This is a genomic window from Mesorhizobium sp. M1E.F.Ca.ET.063.01.1.1 (assembly GCF_003998155.1).
Classification (GTDB): domain Bacteria; phylum Pseudomonadota; class Alphaproteobacteria; order Rhizobiales; family Rhizobiaceae; genus Mesorhizobium.
In genome coordinates this window covers 1-18,822 of record NZ_RZSC01000042.1, presented here as the reverse complement: position 1 = coordinate 18,822, position 18,822 = coordinate 1, and the positions used below count along the sequence as shown (strand labels likewise).

The window sequence follows — 18,822 nt, the reverse complement described above, 5'->3', positions numbered from 1 at the left end:
GTTCTATAGCACCCACGAGCTTTTCACTCTGGGATCGCGCTGCCGGTCTCGCTAAGTTTGAGCTGCAAATAGGAACATTACGATGAAACCTCCCAGCCAACGATAGCTGGCAAAGCATACAAATTCGGGGCGCCTGCTCCGGATGGCGACATGTCCATTGGGAGCTAAGTCCACGGGGGGTACGGGGGACATCGATAGATGGCCAAGAGTGGACATGAGTCCAGCACGATTCTTGTTTGTCGTGCGGTTGCGGTGGCTCCGCTGAGGACGGTGGCGCCGCGCACGCTGCCTGGCCTCAGGTGGAAGTTCAGCGGAGGGCTGCCGCAAGGCCCTATGCTTCCTGGTTGTTACGGGAGGAAACGATAGTTCGAAAATATTATGGGCTGCCGCCCCTGAACACTTTGGCTGTCTTCGAAGCCACCGCACGTCATGCAAGTTTCAAACGCGCGGCAGACGAGATGAATGTGACGACGGGGGCTATCAGCCGTCAAATTAGGGCTCTAGAGGGCGAGCTCGGCGTCAAGGTGTTCGTTCGTGAGGTAAACGGGGTGCACCTTACGCCGGCAGGACAAGACCTGTTTTCCGAAATCGCAGCCGCTTTTTCGCGGTGTTCCGACGCAATAAAGGCGGTTAAGGCGGGAAAGCGCGATGAGAGCGTAACCTTTGCGTGCACAGATGCCTTCGCAACATTCTGGCTTATGCCGAGAATGCTGGATTTCTGGACACGCTATCCCAACATCACGGTTAACCACCTGATATCGGAACAGAGCCGCGATTTTCGCAATGCCGAAGTCGACCTGTTCGTCCGTCCAGCGACAGGCGCCTGGCCGAACGAAAATGTCGAACCGCTCTTCGAAGACTTGATCTACCCAGTGTGCGGCGCAGATTTCGCTCTTGAACACCAAGGCGTATCCGCATCGGAGCTTTCCCGATTGCCGCTCCTCCACATGGATTGGACCAATCCGGATTGGCCTTTGTGGCAGGATTTCCTTCAGGCCGTCTCGGTGCCCTGTGAAGGGCTACGTGGCAAGCGTTTTGGGAAGTACGCTCTGCTCCTAACCGCTGCTGAAGCAAATCAAGGGGTGGCTCTGGGTTGGGACTCGCTGGTGAGTCATCAAATCGGGGCGGGTAAGCTCGCTCGGTTCACGGATTTGTCCATGCGGGACCCGGTCGGCTTCTGTCTCGCATGGAATAGCAAGAAGGGGCTCTCGAACGCCGCGGCAACCCTTAAAGCCTGGGTCCGCGAACAGGCCCGATCATCGGCCTCTTCTCTCGCTTGGGGCGGGAGCAAAGCGCAGCGGCTCGCAAATGCCCCGGCCGGAAACTCAAGCCCTGATGAGCCTTTTGGGCGATACCGAGAGTGCTCCGAGTGATAGGAACGGCCACCAGCCTTGATCAGTTGGTCTCCGTTTCGGAGGAAAGGGGAAAGAGTGTGAGCTATGTCTGAAGCGGTGCGGCGTCGGCAAGGGCGCGACAAGCGAAAGGCGGACAGGATTGAGAAGCGCTCATCCATTCGCCTGCCGCATGTGACCAACACGTTGCCATTTACGGAAGTCCTGGACGAGAAGAACTTCACGCGCGTTCACAACGCGGCGATGACTGTTCTCGAGGAAATCGGCATAGCGTTCCGGTGCGATCGAGCCATCGAAGACTGGAAACGCGCTGGAGCCAAAGTGCGCGGCAATCTGGTGTTCCCAGACCGACACATGATCGCAGACCTAATCGCCAAGGCGCCAAAGCGCTGGGAATTTGCATCTCGCAATCCGGAGCGTCGCGTTAAATTCGGCGGACGCGACGTTGTGTTCTGCCCGGCCCAGGGGGCGCCTTATGTGCGCGACCTCGATGGCGTGCGTCGGAGCTCGACACTCGCAGACGTTCACGAATTGAACAAGATCGTGCAGATGTCGCCCTGTTATCAAATCAGTAGCGGCTTCCATGCGGAAGCTATGGATATCGCCGTTCCCCATCGGCATCTTGAATGGGTACGGAGCACGCTGATCTACACCGACATGCCGTTCTTCGGCGTACCGAACATTCCTGACTATGTTCTCGACTCTCTTGAGATGACACGGATCGTTCACGGCCGTGAGTTCGTTGCCAACAACGCGGTCACGATCAATCACATTAATTGCGTGTCTCCGCGTATGTGGGACGACGTGCTGCTGCAATGTGCGCGCAACTATGCCGATGCCGGGCAGGTCTGCCTGATGTCCCCCTTTGTCCTCGCTGCCGCCAATGCGCCTGCTGACATCGCCGCTACACTTGCACAAATGTCGGCAGAAGCTCTGGCTGGTATTGCCTACATGCAGATTTACAAGCCGGGCACCAAATGCGTCCTCGGACAGTTCACCGTCTCGACGTCGATGAAATCCGGTGCGCCAATGGCGGGTACACCGGAGATTTCGCTGATCCAGTACGGCATCGGTCAAATTGCCCGCCACTACGGCCTTCCCTGGCGCACCACCGCTGCGCAGGCCAGTTCCAAAGTTTTTGATGGGCAGTCAGGATATGAAAGCGCTATGGCCATGTTCACGGGCATCACAGCTGGCGCCAATCTCATGCTTCATGCGGGCGGCTGGGATGAAGGCGGACTTGTGACGTGTTACGGCAAACTCGTCGTCGAGGCCGAACAATCTATGCTCTACCACCGCCTGGCCCGGGGAGTGTCCCTGGATCGGCTCGATGCTGCCATGGAAGCAGTTAGACGAACCGAACCGCAAGGCCACTATCTCGCCGATCCGTTCACGCTTGAGGTGTTCGAAGACAGCTTCATGATGCCTCAACTGTTCGACTATGACTCTTATCCGCAATGGAAGGCGAACGGCGAAAAGGACTTGGCTCGGCGAGCCCGGGAAAGGGCGCGACAGATCCTTGCGGAGTACGAACAGCCCCCCCTTGATGAAGCGGCACGCGAGGAGCTTGACGCTTTTGTCGAGCGCCGCAAGCGCGAAATTGCAACCTGACGTCGGGTGGTAAATACGTCCAGCTGCCTGATTCGCCAGCCTAAAAAATCCAACTGCAATAGCGGAAATGCATCATGTCCGATGAAGGTGATATCATCCTTTCCGAGCTTTCCGACGAGGAACTTGTGCAGCAGATGCATGACGACCTCTATGACGGGCTGAAGGAAGAAATCGAGGAAGGCACGCATATCCTTCTCGAGCGCAATTGGGCGCCTTACAAGGTGCTGACCGAAGCGCTGGTCGAGGGCATGCGCATCGTCGGCGAAGATTTTCGCGATGGCATCCTGTTCGTGCCGGAAGTGCTGCTTTCGGCCAACGCCATGAAGGCCGGCATGGCCATCCTGCGTCCGCTGCTCGCCGCCACCGGCGCGCCGAAGCAGGGCAAGATGGTGATCGGCACCGTCAAAGGCGACATCCACGACATCGGCAAGAACCTCGTCGGCATGATGATGGAGGGTGCTGGCTTCGACGTCATCGACCTCGGCATCAACAACGCGGTCGAGAAATATCTGGATGCGATCGAGCAGCACCAGCCCGACATCATCGGCATGTCGGCGCTGCTCACCACCACCATGCCCTATATGAAGGTCGTCATCGATACGATGAAGGAAAAGGGCATCCGCGACGATTATGTCGTGCTGGTTGGTGGCGCACCGCTCAACGAGGAATTCGGCAAGGCCGTCGGGGCCGACGCCTATTGCCGCGACGCGGCGGTGGCCGTGGAGACCGCCAAGGACTTCATGAAGCGCAAGCACAATACGCGCAGCTGAGGACACATCTACGCTAGAATGCTCGGCACGAAACCGCTCAGCAAAATGCCGCACACGGCCCGATAGGGGCTCCAAAAAGGAATTAACGTATGAACGCGCCATTTTCAGCGGAGAATCGCTCCCGGGTCGTAGCCTGGGACCCGAAAAGGCAGGTCATCGAATCAGATCAAGACGTATGCCGGTTCGTCATTCTAATACTTCCCGGTTTTTCGCAGCTCAGCCTCTCTGCCTTTGTCGATCCTCTGCGCTATGCGAACTTGGTTTACGGTAGGTCCTTTTTTCAATGGACGATTACGAGCGAGGACGGGAAGCCCGTCGAGTGCGCCAGCGGTTTCACTTTGTCTGCGAGCAGCGACTTCGCGAGTGCCGGAAGGCGCGTCATAGCTAGCTATCGGCCAGACATGGTTGTCGTCTGCGCCGGCGAGAGGGTCGAGAAGCGCTCCTCGGCCTCGCTCATCAATATTCTTCGTCTATGCCGGAGGCATGGGGTATCCATCGCCGCATTGGGCACAGCAACGTGGCTGCTGGCAGAGAGCGGAATCCTTGATGATACTAGATGCACGATCCATTGGGATAAGCGGGCAGCTCTCTCTGAAATGTTCGGCCGACTCCGAGTGACCGACCAACTATTCGTTCGCGAGTCCAGTTTCGTTACCTGTGCGGGAGAGTTTGCGTCCTTTGACCTGGTCATGGATTTGATCACCGAACACCTTGGACGGGAGGCCGCGCTTGCCGTCTGCAGGCATACGACCGCCGGCCATTGGCGCGCCGCCTCGGAGACGCAATGCACGGCGAACGGCAATGAGGGTGGCATTTGTAAGCCGCTCGCCGAAGTCATCCGCATCATGGAAGAGCACATAGAGGACCCGTTGCCGCTGCGCGACATAGCCAAATGCGTTGGCCGGTCCCAACGCCAGATCGAAAGGCTTTTTAGGCGTTCCGCTTCGTCCTCACCGATGCGCTACTACTTGGATTTGCGGCTCGGGCGCGCCAGACGTCTTATCGAACAGACGGAATTGCCAGTGGTGGAGATCGCGATCGCCTGCGGTTTCGCATCCGCCTCGCATTTTTCGAAATGCTTTCGTCAAGCCTTTGGCATCAATCCACGGGCCTATCGTGGCTGATCTCGTTCCCGGTACGCTTTGCCTTCAGACCGCTTCATTGGACTAACTCGGAGTAGAAATTTAGTGAGCAATCATCTGAAGTTTTTCATCGACGGCAAATGGGTCGCGCCAGTGGTGCCGGCGACGCTGCATGTCATCGATCCGTCTACCGAGGAGGCCTATACGAAGATATCGATCGGCTCGAAGGCCGACGTCGACAAGGCGGTCGCCGCCGCCAAGGCCGCGTTTCCGTCTTTCTCCCGGACGACCAAGGCCGAGCGCTTGACGCTGCTGAAGCGCATCCTCGAGATCTACAATGAGCGCTATGAGGTCATCGCGCAAGCAATCAGCCAGGAGATGGGCGCGCCGATTACTTGGGCGCGCGAGGCGCAGGCCTGGGCCGGCCGCACTCACATGGAAGCCACTATCAAGGCACTGCAAGATTATGAGTTTTCCGAGAAACGTGGCTCGACCATGGTGGTCAAAGAGCCGATCGGCGTCTGCGCCCTGATCACCCCGTGGAACTGGCCGCTCAACCAGATCGTCTGCAAAGTTGCTCCTGCCATCGCCGCCGGCTGCAGTGTAGTGTTGAAGCCCTCGGAAATCGCGCCGATCAGTGGGATCGTATTCTCCGAGGTGATGGAGGCTGCCGGTACGCCGAAGGGTGTCTACAATATGATCAACGGCACCGGGCCGGACGTCGGCCAAATCATGGCCGGCCACCCCGACGTCGACATGGTCTCCTTCACCGGCTCGACCCGTGCCGGCATCATCGTCGCGCAGACGGCAGCGCAGACGGTAAAGCGTGTAGCGCAGGAGCTCGGCGGCAAATCGGCAAACATCGTGCTGCCCGACGCGGATTTCGAAACCGCGGTGAAGAAGGGCGTCGAAGGCTGCTTCGGAAATAGCGGCCAGTCGTGCGATGCGCCGACCCGGATGCTTGTCCCGGGCTCGCGCCATGACGAGGCGCTGGCGATCGCCAAGGAAGCGGCCGAGGCGCACAATGTCGGCGATCCACGTTCGGCCAAGACTACACTTGGCCCTGTAGTCTCCAACATTCAGTACGATAAGATCCAGCGGCTAATCGAAATCGGCATTAAGGAAGGCGCAACGCTGGTCACCGGCGGCCTTGGCCGCCCTGAGCACCTTAGCCGCGTCTACTATGTTCGCCCGACCGTGTTCGGTCATGTGAAGCCTGGCATGACCATCGAGAAGGAAGAAATTTTCGGGCCGGTGCTCTCGGTCATTTCCTATAACGACGATGAGGACGCGGTGGAAATTGCCAACGACACCGTCTATGGCCTTGCCGCCTATGTGCAATCACGGGACATAGAGCACGCGCGGAGAGTGGCTGCCAAGCTGCGCGCCGGCCAAGTTTCCATCAACTATCCCGAGTGGGACACGTTCGCGCCCTTCGGCGGCTACAAGCAGTCGGGCAACGGCCGCGAGTATGCCGACTGGGCAATTCACGATTTCCTGGAGATCAAGGGCATCATCGGCTACGGTACCTAAGCGGAAATAACCTGCCGCTCGGATAACCGACCTTCCTCTTCGGCCCGAAGCGGTCGCTCAGTTGTTGGAGGGCTTCGGTTGGACCGTCTCTTTCGGCCCCTCGACGGTCCGACACTTCGATATTCGACCGACACGGCAAGGTAATTTCTGGACTGGCAGCAGGTTCGCACAAGATGCGACGTTCGATCGATGAACTGAAACGCGCATTAATGTCGGAATTTCTCGACGCTGCAGACTGACTCAGCGGCTGGCCGCATTGGTGCGCGAGACGGTGGGCGCCGATCGGTTCAGCGGCGCAGTCTATGTCTTTCGGGCGAAACGAACGGACCGGATCAAGCTGATTTTCTGGGAGGAAGGCACCGGCGTCTGCCTCTAACCTTTACATCGACCGGATCATCATTGAGCCATGGTTGGCATTCAGCCGTTCGGCGGAAGGGGCCTTTCGGCCACCGGTCCCAATGTGGGCGGGCCGCTTTACATCGGCCGGCTAGTGAAGCGTGCGACGATCCCCCGCCGCGGGAGGCAATGCGAAGTTTGATGGCAATCGGTTGAGTTATGCCTGTGAGAGCCGGCGACTCGCGTGGCCTCTAGCCTCCGCCGGCCCGGCTTCGGCGATAACGACCTTCTTCCTTTTCCGCCGCTTTCTCGACGACATGCGGCATCGTCTCCCCGCGGCCGGTCGTGGTGTCAGAGATCATATCAGCCGAAAGACGCCACGGGTTTTCCAAACAGGCTCTCATCCGGGATCACCCCGAGGCCCGGCCCGGTGGGCAGCTTGATGTGGCCGCCCTCGATCTTGACCCCGTTTTCCGGATCGTAGTTGCCTTCCACGTAAGGCTGGGCGATCCATACACCCTCAAGGAGCCTGGGCTGTACGGTCGCGCCGATATGGGTGCAGGCCGCGGCGATGATGTCGCCGCCCCACGCATCGTCGCAGGTATGCGGCATTGAACGGGTCTCGCAAATGTCGCGGAACGTTGCCATCGCGTGCAGGCCGCCGATACGGGTGATCTTCATACCGAAGCCATCGCAGATGCCATCGCCGACAGCGCGGAGCACGGTGTTCAGATCCTCGCAGTTCTCGTCGAGGTAAAGAGCGTGGTGAAGCTGACTGCGGATCGACTTAAGTTCCTCGATCGTGTTGCAGGGCTGTTCGATAATGAAAGGAATGTCCAGGCACTCCCGGCTGAGACACAGCGTGTCCCGCGTTGTCAACGACCGGTTGCCGTCGACGGCAAGCCGCATGCGGGTGCCTACGCGCTCCCATACCTTCCTGACCACCTCGATATTGGCTTCGATCGGGCGAGCGCCACCGATCTTGATCTGCATGCGTCGATAGCCTTCGTTCGCGCGTTCTTCGGCGATGTGGGCGACCTCGTCAGGCTCTCCGAGACCGGATGCGTAGAAGGACGGAACGCGTTCGGTCATCACGCCGCCTAGCAGGTCGGCGACCCGCATGTTCACCTGTTTCCCCAGAATGTCATATGCGGCGATATCCAACGCTGCCTTGGCGTAGTGGTGGCCGTTGAGAAGGCCGTCCATCCTGCGGCGAAACACCAGCGGCTGAAGCGGATCGACACCGATGAGTCCCGGAACCATTTCCTCCAACGCGGCGACGGCACCTTTCGCGTGCTGGGGCTGGTAGGTGGCGCCGATGGGACAGGTTTCGCCCCAGCCGAAGAGACCGTTGTCGGTGACGATTTTCACCAGGGTCGTCTCGAGCGCCTGGACGGTACTGCTTGCAATCCTGTAGGGGCCGTTCTTGACGGGCAGACTGTGCGAATAGATGTGGATTTCCTTGATCTTCACTGCGGCACCTCCAAAAATAAGCAATCGACGCCCAGTTGCTCTACTGCTGAGCGGAGATAGGCATTACCGTCTATATTAGTGGTCAGTTCATCCAGATTGCGTTTGACGTCGTCCACGAAATTGCACTTGCGCGGATTGTGGGCTAGGTCGATGGCAAAGCCCATGCAACGTCCGGCGGCGTTGTTTCCGACACGGCCGGCGTAAACGAGATCCATCGCAGCATCAGGATTTAAATCCGCATAGCGGCGAACGGCGTGCAGCATCCAGCCACCGCCTACCACTAGGCAATCGCAATCGACGTTGCCCTTCAGCGGCACTAGCAGGAGATCCGGACCCTGTCAGGTACCACCCCGATGGGGTTGCTTCGACTTGAGGGGGGCGGAACAGCAGTATGTCGGCTGGAAAGCGGAGAAGCGAAATCCATGAGTGTTTTCTCATTGAGGCCGGACGTCAGGCAGCCTCAGCGGCCATCTTTGCCCTCGCCCGAGCCTAGAAGTCATTCCGGCAAAGCTGTAGACGAAAAAAATGAGCGCCTGATATTAATGTAACCTATGTCTAACCTGCGCTACTTGCTGCCCTCAAGCCAGTGCGAAAGGGCCGGCCTGACCCATACCAGTCGTGCTCGCGACGGTTCAGAAATGACCACTTTGCGCCCAATCTCGGTCGGTACGCACGTTCAAGCTGAACCCCAAAAGCCGACCTCCCTGGCCTCGACCCGGATGAGCAGCCGTATCTCGCGCTTCTCTAAAGTCAACAGTCGCACCTTTGTCATCATTTCGCGGACGTGGTGTGCTGGGTTCAGTTTGAAGAAGATCGATGACGAAGCGCGTTTTGGGTTTCCGCCATCCATCCGTCTGCTTGAATTTCTTTGAAAAGCTCAAGTGCGCCGTGTAGCAATTTCTTCGCGTTGCCTCTGTTCGTGGCAAGTTCAAATCTGCCAAAGGCAAGCAGGCTTTGGGCGAGTTCAGGACGAGACTGGATTGTTTGGAGAAGATCGACACTTCTGCGGAACTGCGCGTCCGCCGATTGGCGGTCGCCACTGGCCTCGTAGGCTTGGCCGAGCGCGCGACGGGCAGCGCCAATCTCAAGCCTTGCCGTTACGCGCTCCGCGAGCTCCAATGCGCGTTCCGCTGCTTGCAGCCCGGCTGCAGCGTCCCCTTCTGCCAAGTGCAATTGGCTCAAAGCGATGTGCGGATAGATCTTGCAGAAATCGTCATCCAGCCGCCGTGCCACTGTCTTCATCACCGGATCCAGGAAAGCCCTTGCGTCGGAAATCCGGTTCAGCTTCAGGCAGGCGATGGCTGCCCAGCCTGACGACCACAACACAACGCTCCATCTCCCGTTTTCCCACGCGGTCGAAAGGTTCTGCTCGACGACCTGCACCGTGCGCTGCCACAATCCTTTGTAAAACCAAGATTCTGCTTCCATCACCACCCACGAGCGCACCTCGACGTCTTGGGTTGACGCTGCTATCTCTCGAACCATCTGCGCAAATTGGAGGGAGCGCTTCAACCTCCCGGCGCGGGCGTTGTAGCAGCGGCCGGGACCTGCGGCGAAGGACCCAAGTTCTTCCAGATCCCCGACTTCCTTCAACAGATTCGCAGCCCGTTCGATCTTCTCGAGTGATTCCTCAAGCCGTCCGGTATTGCCGAGCAAGATGGCGTAGCGCATCGCGACTTCGGCCTGGCACGCCGTATCCGTGAAACTGGCATGTAGTTCTGCGCTGACCAACAAGGACTCTTCCAACCAATCCATGCCTTTGAAGGACTGCAGCCCCGCCAAGGCCGCGATGTCTCCCTCAGCACACGCGATTGCCCTGTCGACTTGGTGAAGCGCTTCGCCACGCTCCTCTTTGGTCGCGTATGGCCTGCCACACCTGACCCGCGCCAGGACCGTCTCTACGTATGTTTTTTGGTGTGCCGCCGTGTCCGGAAGGTGTTCGAGGGCGTGGATGGCGCGCCGGTAATGCTCGGCCGCCTCCCAGCGAGCCCCTCGACTCTGGGCTTTCGCCGCAGCCAAGAGCCGGCAATTCAGGACCTCTTCCCAGGCATTTGCTCTCTCGTAGTGGTGCGCAAGCAATGCCGGATCGTCGGTCCGCGCCTGCGTAAGCGCACCGGCAATACGCTTGTGCAGTTCTTTCCGCGTGTCACGTAGCAAGCTGCCATAGGCCGCATCCTGAAGCAGAGCGTGCCTGAAGACATAGGTCGCTCCCGAAGCGGCTTGCCGGAAGACCAGCAGCCCAGCGTCGACCAAGGCATCCAAAGCAGTTTGTAGGGCAGCTCCATCGGGATCGCATACGCGCTCGAGAAGCTCGATCGTGAACTCCCGGCCTATTGCTGCCGCGGTCTGATAGACCCGCTTTCCACTGGCGAGCCGATCGAGCCGCGCCATCAGCATGTCTTGAAGTGATGCGGGCACGCCCCGCTCGAGAGCCCCGGCGGAGCTCGGTTGACTCTGTGCCTCAATCAGGGTCCTGGCCATCTCTTCGAGAAAGAGAGGTATCCCATCGCTCCGCTTCACAATCTCTTCAACGATGCTTTCTGGCAGCAAGTCAGAGTCCGCCAGCGAACCGATCATTTTCTCGCACTCGCGCTTGGCTATGCGATTCAACACAAGCGTCGTGACATGAGGCTGATCGGACCATGCGACGCTGATCCCGGGACGCGAGGTGACGATTAGCAAGACCGGCAGAGCCTCTACCCCGTCGACGAGCCGGTTGAGAAACTCGCGTGTCGACGGGTCACACCAGTGCAGATCCTCGAAGATGATAATCAATGGACCTTTGGCGCAGATATCTTCTATAAGGCCCGCAAGCACATCAAAAGTGCGTTCCTTCTGTTGAACCGCATCTAGGCTTGGCCAGCCGCCTTCTCCTCGGTTCATTGGAAGCGAGAGAAAAGCTGCGAGAACCAACAAAGCGTCGTCTCCCTCGGCAGATTTGGGGAGTATCGCCGCCAACCTTCGCAACTTTTCGCCCGGATTGAGCTCCGGGTGAATGTCGGCTGCTTGCTCTAGCTGCATGACCAGAGGGTAAAACGCTCGGTCCGCATGTGAGGGCGAGCATTGATAGGTCAGGCGCGCATGAGGCCGATCCAGTAGCTTTGCTCGCACAGCTTCACAGAGGCGTGACTTGCCGATACCTGGCTCGCCCGAAACGAGAACGACTTGGCCTTCGCCCGCCTCTGCTTGCCGGAATCGCTTTGTCAGCAGTTCCACTTCATCGTCGCGCCCGATCAGCGGCGTGTGGAGCCGGCCGTGCAGAGCTTCAAAGCGTGTCTCTCTGGCCGCCTTACCCAAGATACGCGAAGCGCGCACGGGCTCCGGAAATCCCTTCAAGAGATGTTCGCCAAGATCGGCAGTCTCATAGAGATTGCCGAGAAGCTGCCGCGTGCTGGCCGAGACCACGACAGTTCCGGACTCCGCGATGCCCTGCAGCCGCGCAGCCAGATTCGGAGTTTCGCCGACCACAGCGCGCTCTCGCGCCGTTCCAGTGCCGGTCGTTTCACCGACCATTACAAGACCTGTCGCGATACCGACGCGAGCCGCGATAGCTCGTCCGATCGCGGTGTCCAACGTTGAGACTGCGAATGTCAGTTCAAGGCCCGCCTCGACGGCGCGCTCAGCATCGTCCTCGTGGGCGCGCGGCCAGCCGAAATAGGCCAGCACCCCATCGCCCATGAACTTGGCGATATGCCCATCCCATCCCGCCACGATCTTTGTGCAACTTAAGTGATAAGCACGTATTGCGTTGGCCACATCCTCGGGATCGAACTCGACCGAGAGGCGCGTCGAGTCCACCAGGTCACAGAACATCACCGTAAGCTGCCGACGTTCGGGCGACAAATCTTGCGAGGGCTCAGCCGACGTGACCGGTTCCGTGGCTCCTTCGTTGCTCCGTCCGGTGTCAGGTACTGAAAGGCCGGCTATCGCCCTCAGAAGTCTGCGCCGATCACCTACCGCGGCAACCCCCATTTCTTTAAGATCATCGCCCGTCAGGCTATGCAGCACATCGCCATCGATCTTGTTTTTGGCAAACGCTTCCACGTACTCGCCAAGACCTTGTTTCTCCAGCCATTTGGCGACGTCGCGCATAGCGCGTTCCCCAATTGCTTGGCTAAGACGGACGAATTGCGGACCGTCTCACTGAGCGGCATGCCTGTTGACATGGTGTGGGCCATGCAACTTGATGTCCATCGACTCCTAGTTCCGACCTTGCTCTAGCGCCGAAGTCGCTGCGACCGATCGCTCGGAAGCCATCGTACCAAGACTCATGATGAGATACCATTCGAAGCTCGAGCCTGGTGTCGAACAAAGGGGACCGAACGTCCGGAATGGATCAAACTCGAGCAGCCCGCGCAATCCAGGCGAATGTCGGCCTACGGGCCTTTAGCATGCCAAACCGGACCGACGGCTAGCGGCACCATTGCAGACTGAATTGTCAGCAAAGCGACCAAGGATGCCTTCGAACTTAGCTGGCTTCGAAACATGGCATGCGCGATTGAGGTGTCGCTAAGACCGCTTGGCTATGCGGACACCGAGGCCGCCGCCGTTCTCTGCAATGAATTCCACTCCGGCAGCTTCGAAGGCCTCGCATATTCGATCGAGCGTAGGCTGTTTAAGCGCCTCGCCTCGTTCCAGGCGCACAATCGTCTGTGTTGAAACACCCGCTTCTCTAGCAAGATCGAGGACACCCCAATCCAGCGCGGCCCGGGCCATCCGACATTGGACCGGCGTCATAAGATCACCATAATATGGTGATTTTTGTTGCTCATATGCTGCTCTAACTGTATTCATGAGTGCACTAAACGGCCGGAACGGTGACGCAACACCGATCCGGCCTGACCACAACCCTAGCTGCTAGGAGCTCGGATCATGGCTGATTCCGACAATACCACGCCTTTGTCTTTCGTCACTCGGCGGCTGCTGATGACGCAGCTTGTTGCGGTGGCTGGACTGTGGCCTTTTGGCGCGCGGGCGCGAGAGAATATGTCGATCAAGGGCCGTCAGGACGATCCAGCTCTTCGATTGTGTGAGAGCTGGCACGAGGTTCATCGCTCGACCTCGGCTCTATGCCGGCAACAGCAGCGATTGGAGACATATCTTGTCGAAGCGATTGGCTTTCCCTGTGCCAAGATGCAGCTTCCCGGCGGCGGGGAAAAGACGATCCATTCCGTCGAGAGTCTCGAGGAACTCTATTCTCCCGAAAACGAAGTGGCATGGGATAGGGCGCTAGCGGATCTAGCTGCACATCGGGCGCGCTGGGACGCTACCGATGCCGAGATCGGGTTTTCGAGAACTGACGAACTAATACAGAGATCGGAAGCGGCGGAACAGGCGCTTTTGGATGACCTACCGCTGACTCCGGCATGCTCCGTTGAAGGTGTATTGGCTAAGCTCTTGGTAATCCTGCGCTACGGTGAACATTGGGAGGATCCAGACGAATTCCCCCGGCGTCATATCCGGTCGGTGCTCGATGACCTTGCCCGCTACCATCACATTGATCCGACAACCATCATCGCTTCCTGCGCGCGAGAAAGGCATCAGGAGTGCAAAGGAAGCGCTGGCTGATCAGGGATTTCTCCATGACGACGATCGCGTGGGTGTGCTCTGGCTGCCCATTGCGGAGACGACAAAGGGAATCCCCTGGTTATGTTCGAGTGTCTGCAAGTGCTCTCACCGAAACAGTTGGAACGCACAATAGTGCCGGCCAACCGGTGTCCCTTTGATTGAGCGCTATCGCCTGTCTTAGCGACTAGCTGGGAGACGAAACCGCACGGCGCAAGTTATTGCACGCTGCGGCCCTACGACGTGAACTTCGTACTTTCCTTCGCCATCTGGAGGCCTCTGATGGCAGGTCGATCCACCATTGGGAGAGCGACCGCGATGGCAGAGGAAACCATGACTGGGCCGCAGGCGTTGGTTCCGGCGAATGACAACGGCGACCTCGTCAGCCCGGAAGATCGCCCCGAACTCACGGCGGCGGCGAAGGTGGATCGGGTGGTGTTGGACATCGCCCGGCTGATCGGCCGGCAACTGGCACGGGAGGCGTTCGAGGTGGTTCTGGCGGCCAACGACAATCGTCCAGGCCGCCAAGAGGGAGAGGGCAGGGGGCCGGATGGGAAACCCCTTGGGAACAAGAGAGAGGATCCGCCGCCATGACCCGTGTCGCACTCTATGCCCGCTATTCCTCCGACAGCCAGAGGGATGCCTCCATCGAGGACCAGTTGAGGCTGTGCCGTGAGCAGGCGGCGCGCGAGGGCTGGAGCGTGGCGGGAACCTTTGAGGATGCGGCGATTTCCGGCGCCAGCACCGTGCTACGGCCGGGCATCCAGCATTTGGTCCGCGATGCCCAACGCGGCTGCTTCGAGGTGGTGCTGGCCGAGGCGCTCGATCGCATCAGCCGCGACCAGGCGGATGTCGCAACCCTTTTCAAACATCTCAAATTCGCCGGCGTTGCCATCGTCACTTTGGCCGAGGGCGAGATCAGCGAATTGCATGTCGGTCTCAAGGGCACGATGAATGCGCTCTTCCTCAAGGACCTTGCCCTCAAGACCCATCGCGGCCTGCGCGGGAGGGTGGAGAAGGGCAAGGCCGGAGGCGGACTGTGCTACGGCTACCGGGTGGTGAAGAAACTCGATTCCGAAGGTGAGCCTGTTCGCGGCGACCGAGAAATCGTGCCGGAGGAAGCGACCATCGTGCGCCGCATCTTCCGCGAATTTGCCGCCGGGAAGAGCCCGAAGGCGATCGCAGTCGATCTCAACAAGGAGGGCGTTCCTGGCCCGCTCGGCCGGCATTGGGGCGACACCAGCGTGCGCGGGCATCTCATCCGGGGCACCGGCGTCGTCAACAATGAACTCTATACCGGTGTGCTGGTCTGGAACCGCCTGCATTTCGTCAAGGATCCTGCTACCGGCAAACGCGTCTCCCGGGCCAATCCGCCAATCAAATGGATTCGCACCGAGGTGCCGCATCTCAGGGTCGTCGAGGACGAACTGTGGCAGGCCGTGAAGGAGAGACAGAAATCCATCGCCAACCAGTTCGAGGCGGTGGCGATCGCCACGCGCAAGGCCCGGGCCAGGAAGCTGCACACCATGAAGCGGCCGGTCTCCCTCCTTTCCGGCCTGCTCATCTGTGGCTGCTGCGGCGGGCGCTACGGCCTGTTCACGCGCGACCGCTATGCCTGTCTCAACCACCAGCGCCGGGGCATCTGCGCCAACGGCCGCACCATCACCCGCGAAAAGATCGAACAGCGAGTCCTCGCCGGTCTAAAGGAAAGGCTGGTGTCGGCCGATGCGGTGGCCGAGGCGATCAGAGCCTTTGCCCAGGAGACCAACCGCCTGAACCAGGAGCGTCGCGCGCAAGGGGAACAGGACCGCAAAGCGCTCGACAAGGTCGAGCGCGCTATCGCCGGCATCATGGCCGCGATCGAGGATGGCCTTTACCAACCTTCGATGAAAGCAAGGATGGAAGACCTGGAGCGGCAGAAGGCTGAGATCACGGCGCGTCTGGCAGTGGCGCCCACTGACGTGCCCGACCTGCATCCCAATATTGCCGCTCTCTACCGCAAGCGGGCCGAGCAGTTCACGCAAGCGCTCGCCGACCAAGAGGACGGACGCCGGGCCGCAGAAGCGTTGCGCTCGTTGATCGGAGAGATCGTGCTCACGCCGGGCAACAAGCGCGGCGAAGTTCATGCCGAGCTACGCGGCGAGCTGTTCGGCATCCTCGAACTCGCCAAACCCGACCGAAATGAACAGTCCGACGATGTTATGACAAAAGGGGTTGCGGGTCCCCGCAACCAAATACAAAAACGGCCCGCCTCGCGCGGGCCGTTTTTGTTTTTCGCCCTGCGGTTTCTTTCCAACTCGACACGGCAGAGCTTTGCAGCGATGGTCGCTCGGCGCCCCGCGCCACCGTTCGGCCGTGGCGCTAACGTAGGAGGAGCAGAACATGCGGCAGGCGTTGATCATCTGGGGCGGCTGGGAAGGGCACGAACCCGAAGCCGGAGCGCGTGCCGTCAAGGCGATGCTCGAGGAGGAAGGTTTTGCCGTACGCGTGGAGAACACGACCGCGGCATTCGCCGATCCGGCCATTGCCGAGCTCAGCCTGATCGTGCCGATCTACACCATGTCCAAGCTCGCCAAGGCCGAAGAGGCCAACCTGACCAAGGCTGTCGAAAGCGGCGTCGGGCTGGGCGGTTATCATGGCGGCATGGGCGACGCGTTCCGCGAATCGACCGACTACCAGTTCATGTGCGGCGGGCAGTGGGTCGCGCATCCCGGCAACATCATCGACTATCGGGTGAACATCGTGCGACGCGACGACCCGATCATGGATGGCATCGACGATTTCGCCTACCGCTCCGAGCAGTATTACATGCATGTCGACCCCTCGAACGAGGTGCTGGCGACCACCACCTTTTCGGGCGAACACGCGCCGTGGATCGACGGCGTCGTCATGCCGGTTGTGTGGAAGCGCCGGCACGGCAAGGGACGTGTATTCTATTCGTCGCTCGGCCACGTGGCGAAGGAGTTCGAAGTGCCGCAGATGCGGACGATCCTGCGCCGCGGGCTGGTGTGGGCTGCGCGCTGAGTCCGTGACCTCAGGTCGATCGCTGCGCGCCGATGCGTGCGTCGCGGCCTTAGCGGCTCTACTTAATAGATCATATGAATTGGTGATTTACATAAGACGTAAGCTTTCATACAACAGCTTGCTACAGCGTGCTCTATCGGGAGAGGATTGCGTGGAGACCATCGTTCCTTCGGATGCAACAGGGTGGATGCCTTCGGTCGACCAGGGCGGGGCGAGCGTGCACAACGCCGTCGTCAGCATGTTGGGTAGCCGCATCCTGGGCGGGGACTATGCTCCCGGCGCCGCCCTGCCGCGCGAGGACGATCTCTGTGCCATGCTGGGTGTCAGCCGTACTTCGGTGAGGGAAGCGGTCAAGGTGCTGTCGGCGAAAGGCCTCGTCGAGGCCAGGCGTCGGGCCGGCGTCCGTGTTTTGCCGCGCGACAACTGGCGCCTGCTCGACCCTGTGGTGCTCGGCTGGCATCCCGCCATCCAGGATGATGAAGAGCTGGTTTCCGGCCTGCTGGAGGCGCGCCGCATCTTCGAGCCGGCGGCGGCGGAGCTCGCCGCGAGGCGCGCCACCGCCGCCGATCTTGCCGAGATCGAGCGCGCGGTGGATGGGATGCGCGACAACATTCCGAACGATCTCAACGCGGTCTGCCAGGCCGATCTTGCCTTCCACAAGGGCGTGATCGCCGCCAGCCACAATGTCGTGCTCAAGGGGCTGGTCGGCATGCTGGAGGCGGCTCTGCGCGCCACCTTTCTCGTCACCAACCCCTTGATGGAGGCGCAGTCACGCGCGCTGTCGGCGCATGTCGCGGTGTTGGAGGCGATCCGCGTCCGCGACACCGCCGGCGCCCGAGCCGCCATGAACCGACTGCTCGACATCGCCGCCGACGACCTTCACGCAAAGGGCTGACGTTTCTGCCTTGACGCCATTTTAGATCGTATGATAACTCGGTTTCGTATGATCTAAGTGCCGTCTGGGAGGAGTTGCGCTTGAGAATCGTCGCGATCACCACGCGCGTCGTGAACGCGGATATGCGCAACTGGGTGTTCGTGCGCATCGAAACCGATCAGCCAGGCCTCTACGGCTGGGGCGAGGCGACGCTGGAATGGAAGACCCAGGCCGTCGTCGGCGCCGTCAACGACCTGGCGCCGCTTTTGATCGGCCGCGATCCGCGCGACATCGAGCAGGCCGTGCGCATCCTCAAGAAGCACTCGTTCTGGCGCCTGGGCGTCATCGGCATGTCGGCGGTTTCCGGCATCGAGCTGGCGCTGTGGGACATTTTCGGCAAATGGCTAGGTCAGCCAGTCTGGCGGCTCACCGGCGGCAAGGTGCGCGACCGGGTCAAGGTCTATACCCATCTCGGCCTCGGCGACATGCGCGCGGTCTATGAAACGCTCGATGCCGAGCCGCTGGTGCAGCGCGCCTCCGAGGTGGTGGCCAGGGGCTATCGCGCGCTGAAGGCCGTCTTCATTCCCTACAGCCACTATCACGCCCCACTTGTCGAGGTCGACAAAGTCGGCCGCCTCATGGAGACACTGCGCAAGACGGTTGGGACGGAAGTGGAAATCATGGTCGACTTCCACGGCCGTCCCGCTTCGGCCTCGACCGCCCTCGCCTATATCGACGCGCTTGCGCCGCACCGGCCGATGTTCGTCGAGGAGCCGCTGCCGCCGGGCGAGACCGGCGCGCTGGCGCAGCTCGCCGCCAAGTCGCGCGTGCCGATCGCCACCGGCGAGCGGCTGGTCGACCGTCCCGAATTCGACGATCTCTTTCGGGCAAGGGCGGCCGATATCGTGCAGCCGGACATCTGCCATTGCGGCGGCCTGCTCGAGGCGAAGAAGATCGCCGCGATGGCCGAGGCGGTCTCCGTCGGCGTTGCGCCGCACAATCCGCTTGGTCCGATCGCCGGGGCGGCGGCGCTGCACTTCGCCGTCTCCACACCCAACCACCTGATCCAGGAAGAGATGGTCGGCGCTGTGCCCTGGTATTTCGAGGTGGTGAAGGGGCCGATCCGCATGGTCGACGGCTGCTGGCAGGTGCCGGACGCGCCGGGGCTCGGCGTCGAGGTCGACGAGGCGGTCGCCGACCGG

General features: G+C 60.2%; 17 protein-coding genes and 1 pseudogene. 12 read left to right on the top strand and 6 right to left on the bottom strand.

Annotated elements, in window-relative coordinates; translation table 11 throughout:
- Positions 1-401 precede the first annotated feature (401 nt).
- The 6 genes from EOA29_RS06105 (at position 402) to tnpB (ending at position 6,724) form a co-directional block, all read left to right on the top strand.
- The gene (locus EOA29_RS06105) at positions 402-1,373 is read left to right on the top strand and encodes a LysR substrate-binding domain-containing protein (RefSeq protein WP_245464872.1); all 972 of its coding nucleotides are present in this window, start codon (positions 402-404) and stop codon (positions 1,371-1,373) included.
- 66 nt (positions 1,374-1,439) lie between these two features.
- Positions 1,440-2,963 carry a trimethylamine methyltransferase family protein gene (locus EOA29_RS06100; RefSeq protein ID WP_126091793.1) on the top strand — a complete coding sequence of 508 codons (1,524 nt, stop codon included), beginning with the start codon at positions 1,440-1,442 and terminating at the stop codon, positions 2,961-2,963.
- Positions 2,964-3,037: 74 nt separating this feature from the next.
- Positions 3,038-3,733: a B12-binding domain-containing protein gene (locus tag EOA29_RS06095; protein WP_126091794.1), complete on the top strand. Its 696-nt coding sequence runs from the start codon at positions 3,038-3,040 to the stop codon at positions 3,731-3,733.
- An 89-nt stretch (positions 3,734-3,822) separates the two neighbouring features.
- On the top strand, positions 3,823-4,857 hold the full coding sequence (locus tag EOA29_RS06090) for a GlxA family transcriptional regulator (RefSeq protein ID WP_126091795.1): 1,035 nt from the start codon (positions 3,823-3,825) through the stop codon (positions 4,855-4,857).
- A gap of 63 nt (positions 4,858-4,920) precedes the next feature.
- Positions 4,921-6,348, top strand: a complete 1,428-nt coding sequence (locus tag EOA29_RS06085; RefSeq protein WP_127220493.1) for an aldehyde dehydrogenase family protein — start codon at positions 4,921-4,923, stop codon at positions 6,346-6,348.
- 205 nt (positions 6,349-6,553) lie between these two features.
- Positions 6,554-6,724, top strand: coding sequence for an IS66 family insertion sequence element accessory protein TnpB (tnpB, locus tag EOA29_RS06080; protein WP_126095742.1), 171 nt, complete (start codon positions 6,554-6,556; stop codon positions 6,722-6,724).
- Positions 6,725-7,047: 323 nt separating this feature from the next.
- Here the strand turns inward: tnpB and EOA29_RS06075 are convergent, their stop codons facing one another.
- From EOA29_RS06075 to EOA29_RS06060, 4 genes are all read right to left on the bottom strand, one after another.
- Positions 7,048-8,157 carry a mandelate racemase/muconate lactonizing enzyme family protein gene (locus EOA29_RS06075; RefSeq protein ID WP_126091797.1) on the bottom strand — a complete coding sequence of 370 codons (1,110 nt, stop codon included), beginning with the start codon at positions 8,155-8,157 and terminating at the stop codon, positions 7,048-7,050.
- Positions 8,154-8,420, bottom strand: a complete 267-nt coding sequence (locus EOA29_RS06070) for a hypothetical protein (RefSeq protein WP_127220491.1) — start codon at positions 8,418-8,420, stop codon at positions 8,154-8,156. Before EOA29_RS06070 ends, EOA29_RS06075 begins: the two co-directional genes overlap by 4 nt.
- A 535-nt stretch (positions 8,421-8,955) precedes the next feature.
- Positions 8,956-12,249, bottom strand: coding sequence for an AAA family ATPase (locus EOA29_RS06065; RefSeq protein WP_127220489.1), 3,294 nt, complete (start codon positions 12,247-12,249; stop codon positions 8,956-8,958).
- Between the two features lie 417 nt (positions 12,250-12,666).
- Positions 12,667-12,894, bottom strand: a complete 228-nt coding sequence (locus EOA29_RS06060) for a helix-turn-helix transcriptional regulator (protein WP_210213119.1) — start codon at positions 12,892-12,894, stop codon at positions 12,667-12,669.
- Between the two features lie 135 nt (positions 12,895-13,029).
- Here EOA29_RS06060 and EOA29_RS06055 point away from each other — a divergent pair, with 135 nt between their 5' ends.
- The 3 genes and pseudogenes from EOA29_RS06055 to EOA29_RS42845 all read left to right on the top strand — a co-directional run.
- Positions 13,030-13,725, top strand: a complete 696-nt coding sequence (locus EOA29_RS06055; protein WP_126091800.1) for a hypothetical protein — start codon at positions 13,030-13,032, stop codon at positions 13,723-13,725.
- Positions 13,726-14,040: 315 nt separating this feature from the next.
- A complete protein-coding gene (locus EOA29_RS06050; RefSeq protein WP_126091801.1) occupies positions 14,041-14,316 on the top strand; it encodes a hypothetical protein in 276 nt (91 codons plus the stop codon).
- Positions 14,313-15,365 (top strand): annotated as a pseudogene (locus EOA29_RS42845) (recombinase family protein); the annotation flags it as partial. The gene EOA29_RS06050 and the pseudogene EOA29_RS42845, both read left to right, overlap by 4 nt.
- Positions 15,366-15,422: 57 nt before the next feature.
- Here EOA29_RS42845 and EOA29_RS42840 read toward each other — a convergent pair.
- Together EOA29_RS42840 and EOA29_RS41230 are read right to left on the bottom strand one after the other, a co-directional pair.
- On the bottom strand, positions 15,423-15,848 hold the full coding sequence (locus EOA29_RS42840) for a hypothetical protein (protein ID WP_245468423.1): 426 nt from the start codon (positions 15,846-15,848) through the stop codon (positions 15,423-15,425).
- Positions 15,849-15,854: 6 nt separating this feature from the next.
- Positions 15,855-16,124 carry a hypothetical protein gene (locus EOA29_RS41230; RefSeq protein WP_189478833.1) on the bottom strand — a complete coding sequence of 90 codons (270 nt, stop codon included), beginning with the start codon at positions 16,122-16,124 and terminating at the stop codon, positions 15,855-15,857.
- On the opposite strand from EOA29_RS41230, the gene EOA29_RS06040 reads away from it, so the two are divergent.
- The 3 genes from EOA29_RS06040 to dgoD all read left to right on the top strand — a co-directional run.
- A complete protein-coding gene (locus EOA29_RS06040) occupies positions 16,105-16,746 on the top strand; it encodes a ThuA domain-containing protein (protein ID WP_126091802.1) in 642 nt (213 codons plus the stop codon). The genes EOA29_RS41230 and EOA29_RS06040 overlap by 20 nt on opposite strands.
- A gap of 151 nt (positions 16,747-16,897) precedes the next feature.
- The gene (locus EOA29_RS06035; protein ID WP_126091803.1) at positions 16,898-17,641 is read left to right on the top strand and encodes a FadR/GntR family transcriptional regulator; all 744 of its coding nucleotides are present in this window, start codon (positions 16,898-16,900) and stop codon (positions 17,639-17,641) included.
- An 80-nt stretch (positions 17,642-17,721) separates the two neighbouring features.
- Positions 17,722-18,822: galactonate dehydratase (dgoD, locus tag EOA29_RS06030; protein WP_127220487.1), on the top strand; the 1,101-nt coding region annotated here is incomplete at its 3' end.

Excerpts from the sequence above, each read along its gene's own strand:
- EOA29_RS41230 (WP_189478833.1), bottom strand. The coding sequence starts at position 16,124 with ATGATCAACGCCTGCCGCATGTTCTGCTCCTCCTACGTTAGCGCCACG.
- EOA29_RS06100 (WP_126091793.1), top strand. The coding sequence starts at position 1,440 with ATGTCTGAAGCGGTGCGGCGTCGGCAAGGGCGCGACAAGCGAAAGGCG.
- EOA29_RS42840 (WP_245468423.1), bottom strand. The coding sequence starts at position 15,848 with ATGAACTTCGCCGCGCTTGTTGCCCGGCGTGAGCACGATCTCTCCGAT.
- EOA29_RS06040 (WP_126091802.1), top strand. The coding sequence starts at position 16,105 with ATGCGGCAGGCGTTGATCATCTGGGGCGGCTGGGAAGGGCACGAACCC.
- EOA29_RS06090 (WP_126091795.1), top strand. The coding sequence starts at position 3,823 with ATGAACGCGCCATTTTCAGCGGAGAATCGCTCCCGGGTCGTAGCCTGG.
- EOA29_RS06055 (WP_126091800.1), top strand. The coding sequence starts at position 13,030 with ATGGCTGATTCCGACAATACCACGCCTTTGTCTTTCGTCACTCGGCGG.
- EOA29_RS06065 (WP_127220489.1), bottom strand. The coding sequence starts at position 12,249 with ATGCGCGACGTCGCCAAATGGCTGGAGAAACAAGGTCTTGGCGAGTAC.
- EOA29_RS06050 (WP_126091801.1), top strand. The coding sequence starts at position 14,041 with ATGGCAGAGGAAACCATGACTGGGCCGCAGGCGTTGGTTCCGGCGAAT.
- EOA29_RS06060 (WP_210213119.1), bottom strand. The coding sequence starts at position 12,894 with ATGACGCCGGTCCAATGTCGGATGGCCCGGGCCGCGCTGGATTGGGGT.
- EOA29_RS06070 (WP_127220491.1), bottom strand. The coding sequence starts at position 8,420 with ATGCTGCACGCCGTTCGCCGCTATGCGGATTTAAATCCTGATGCTGCG.
- EOA29_RS06095 (WP_126091794.1), top strand. The coding sequence starts at position 3,038 with ATGTCCGATGAAGGTGATATCATCCTTTCCGAGCTTTCCGACGAGGAA.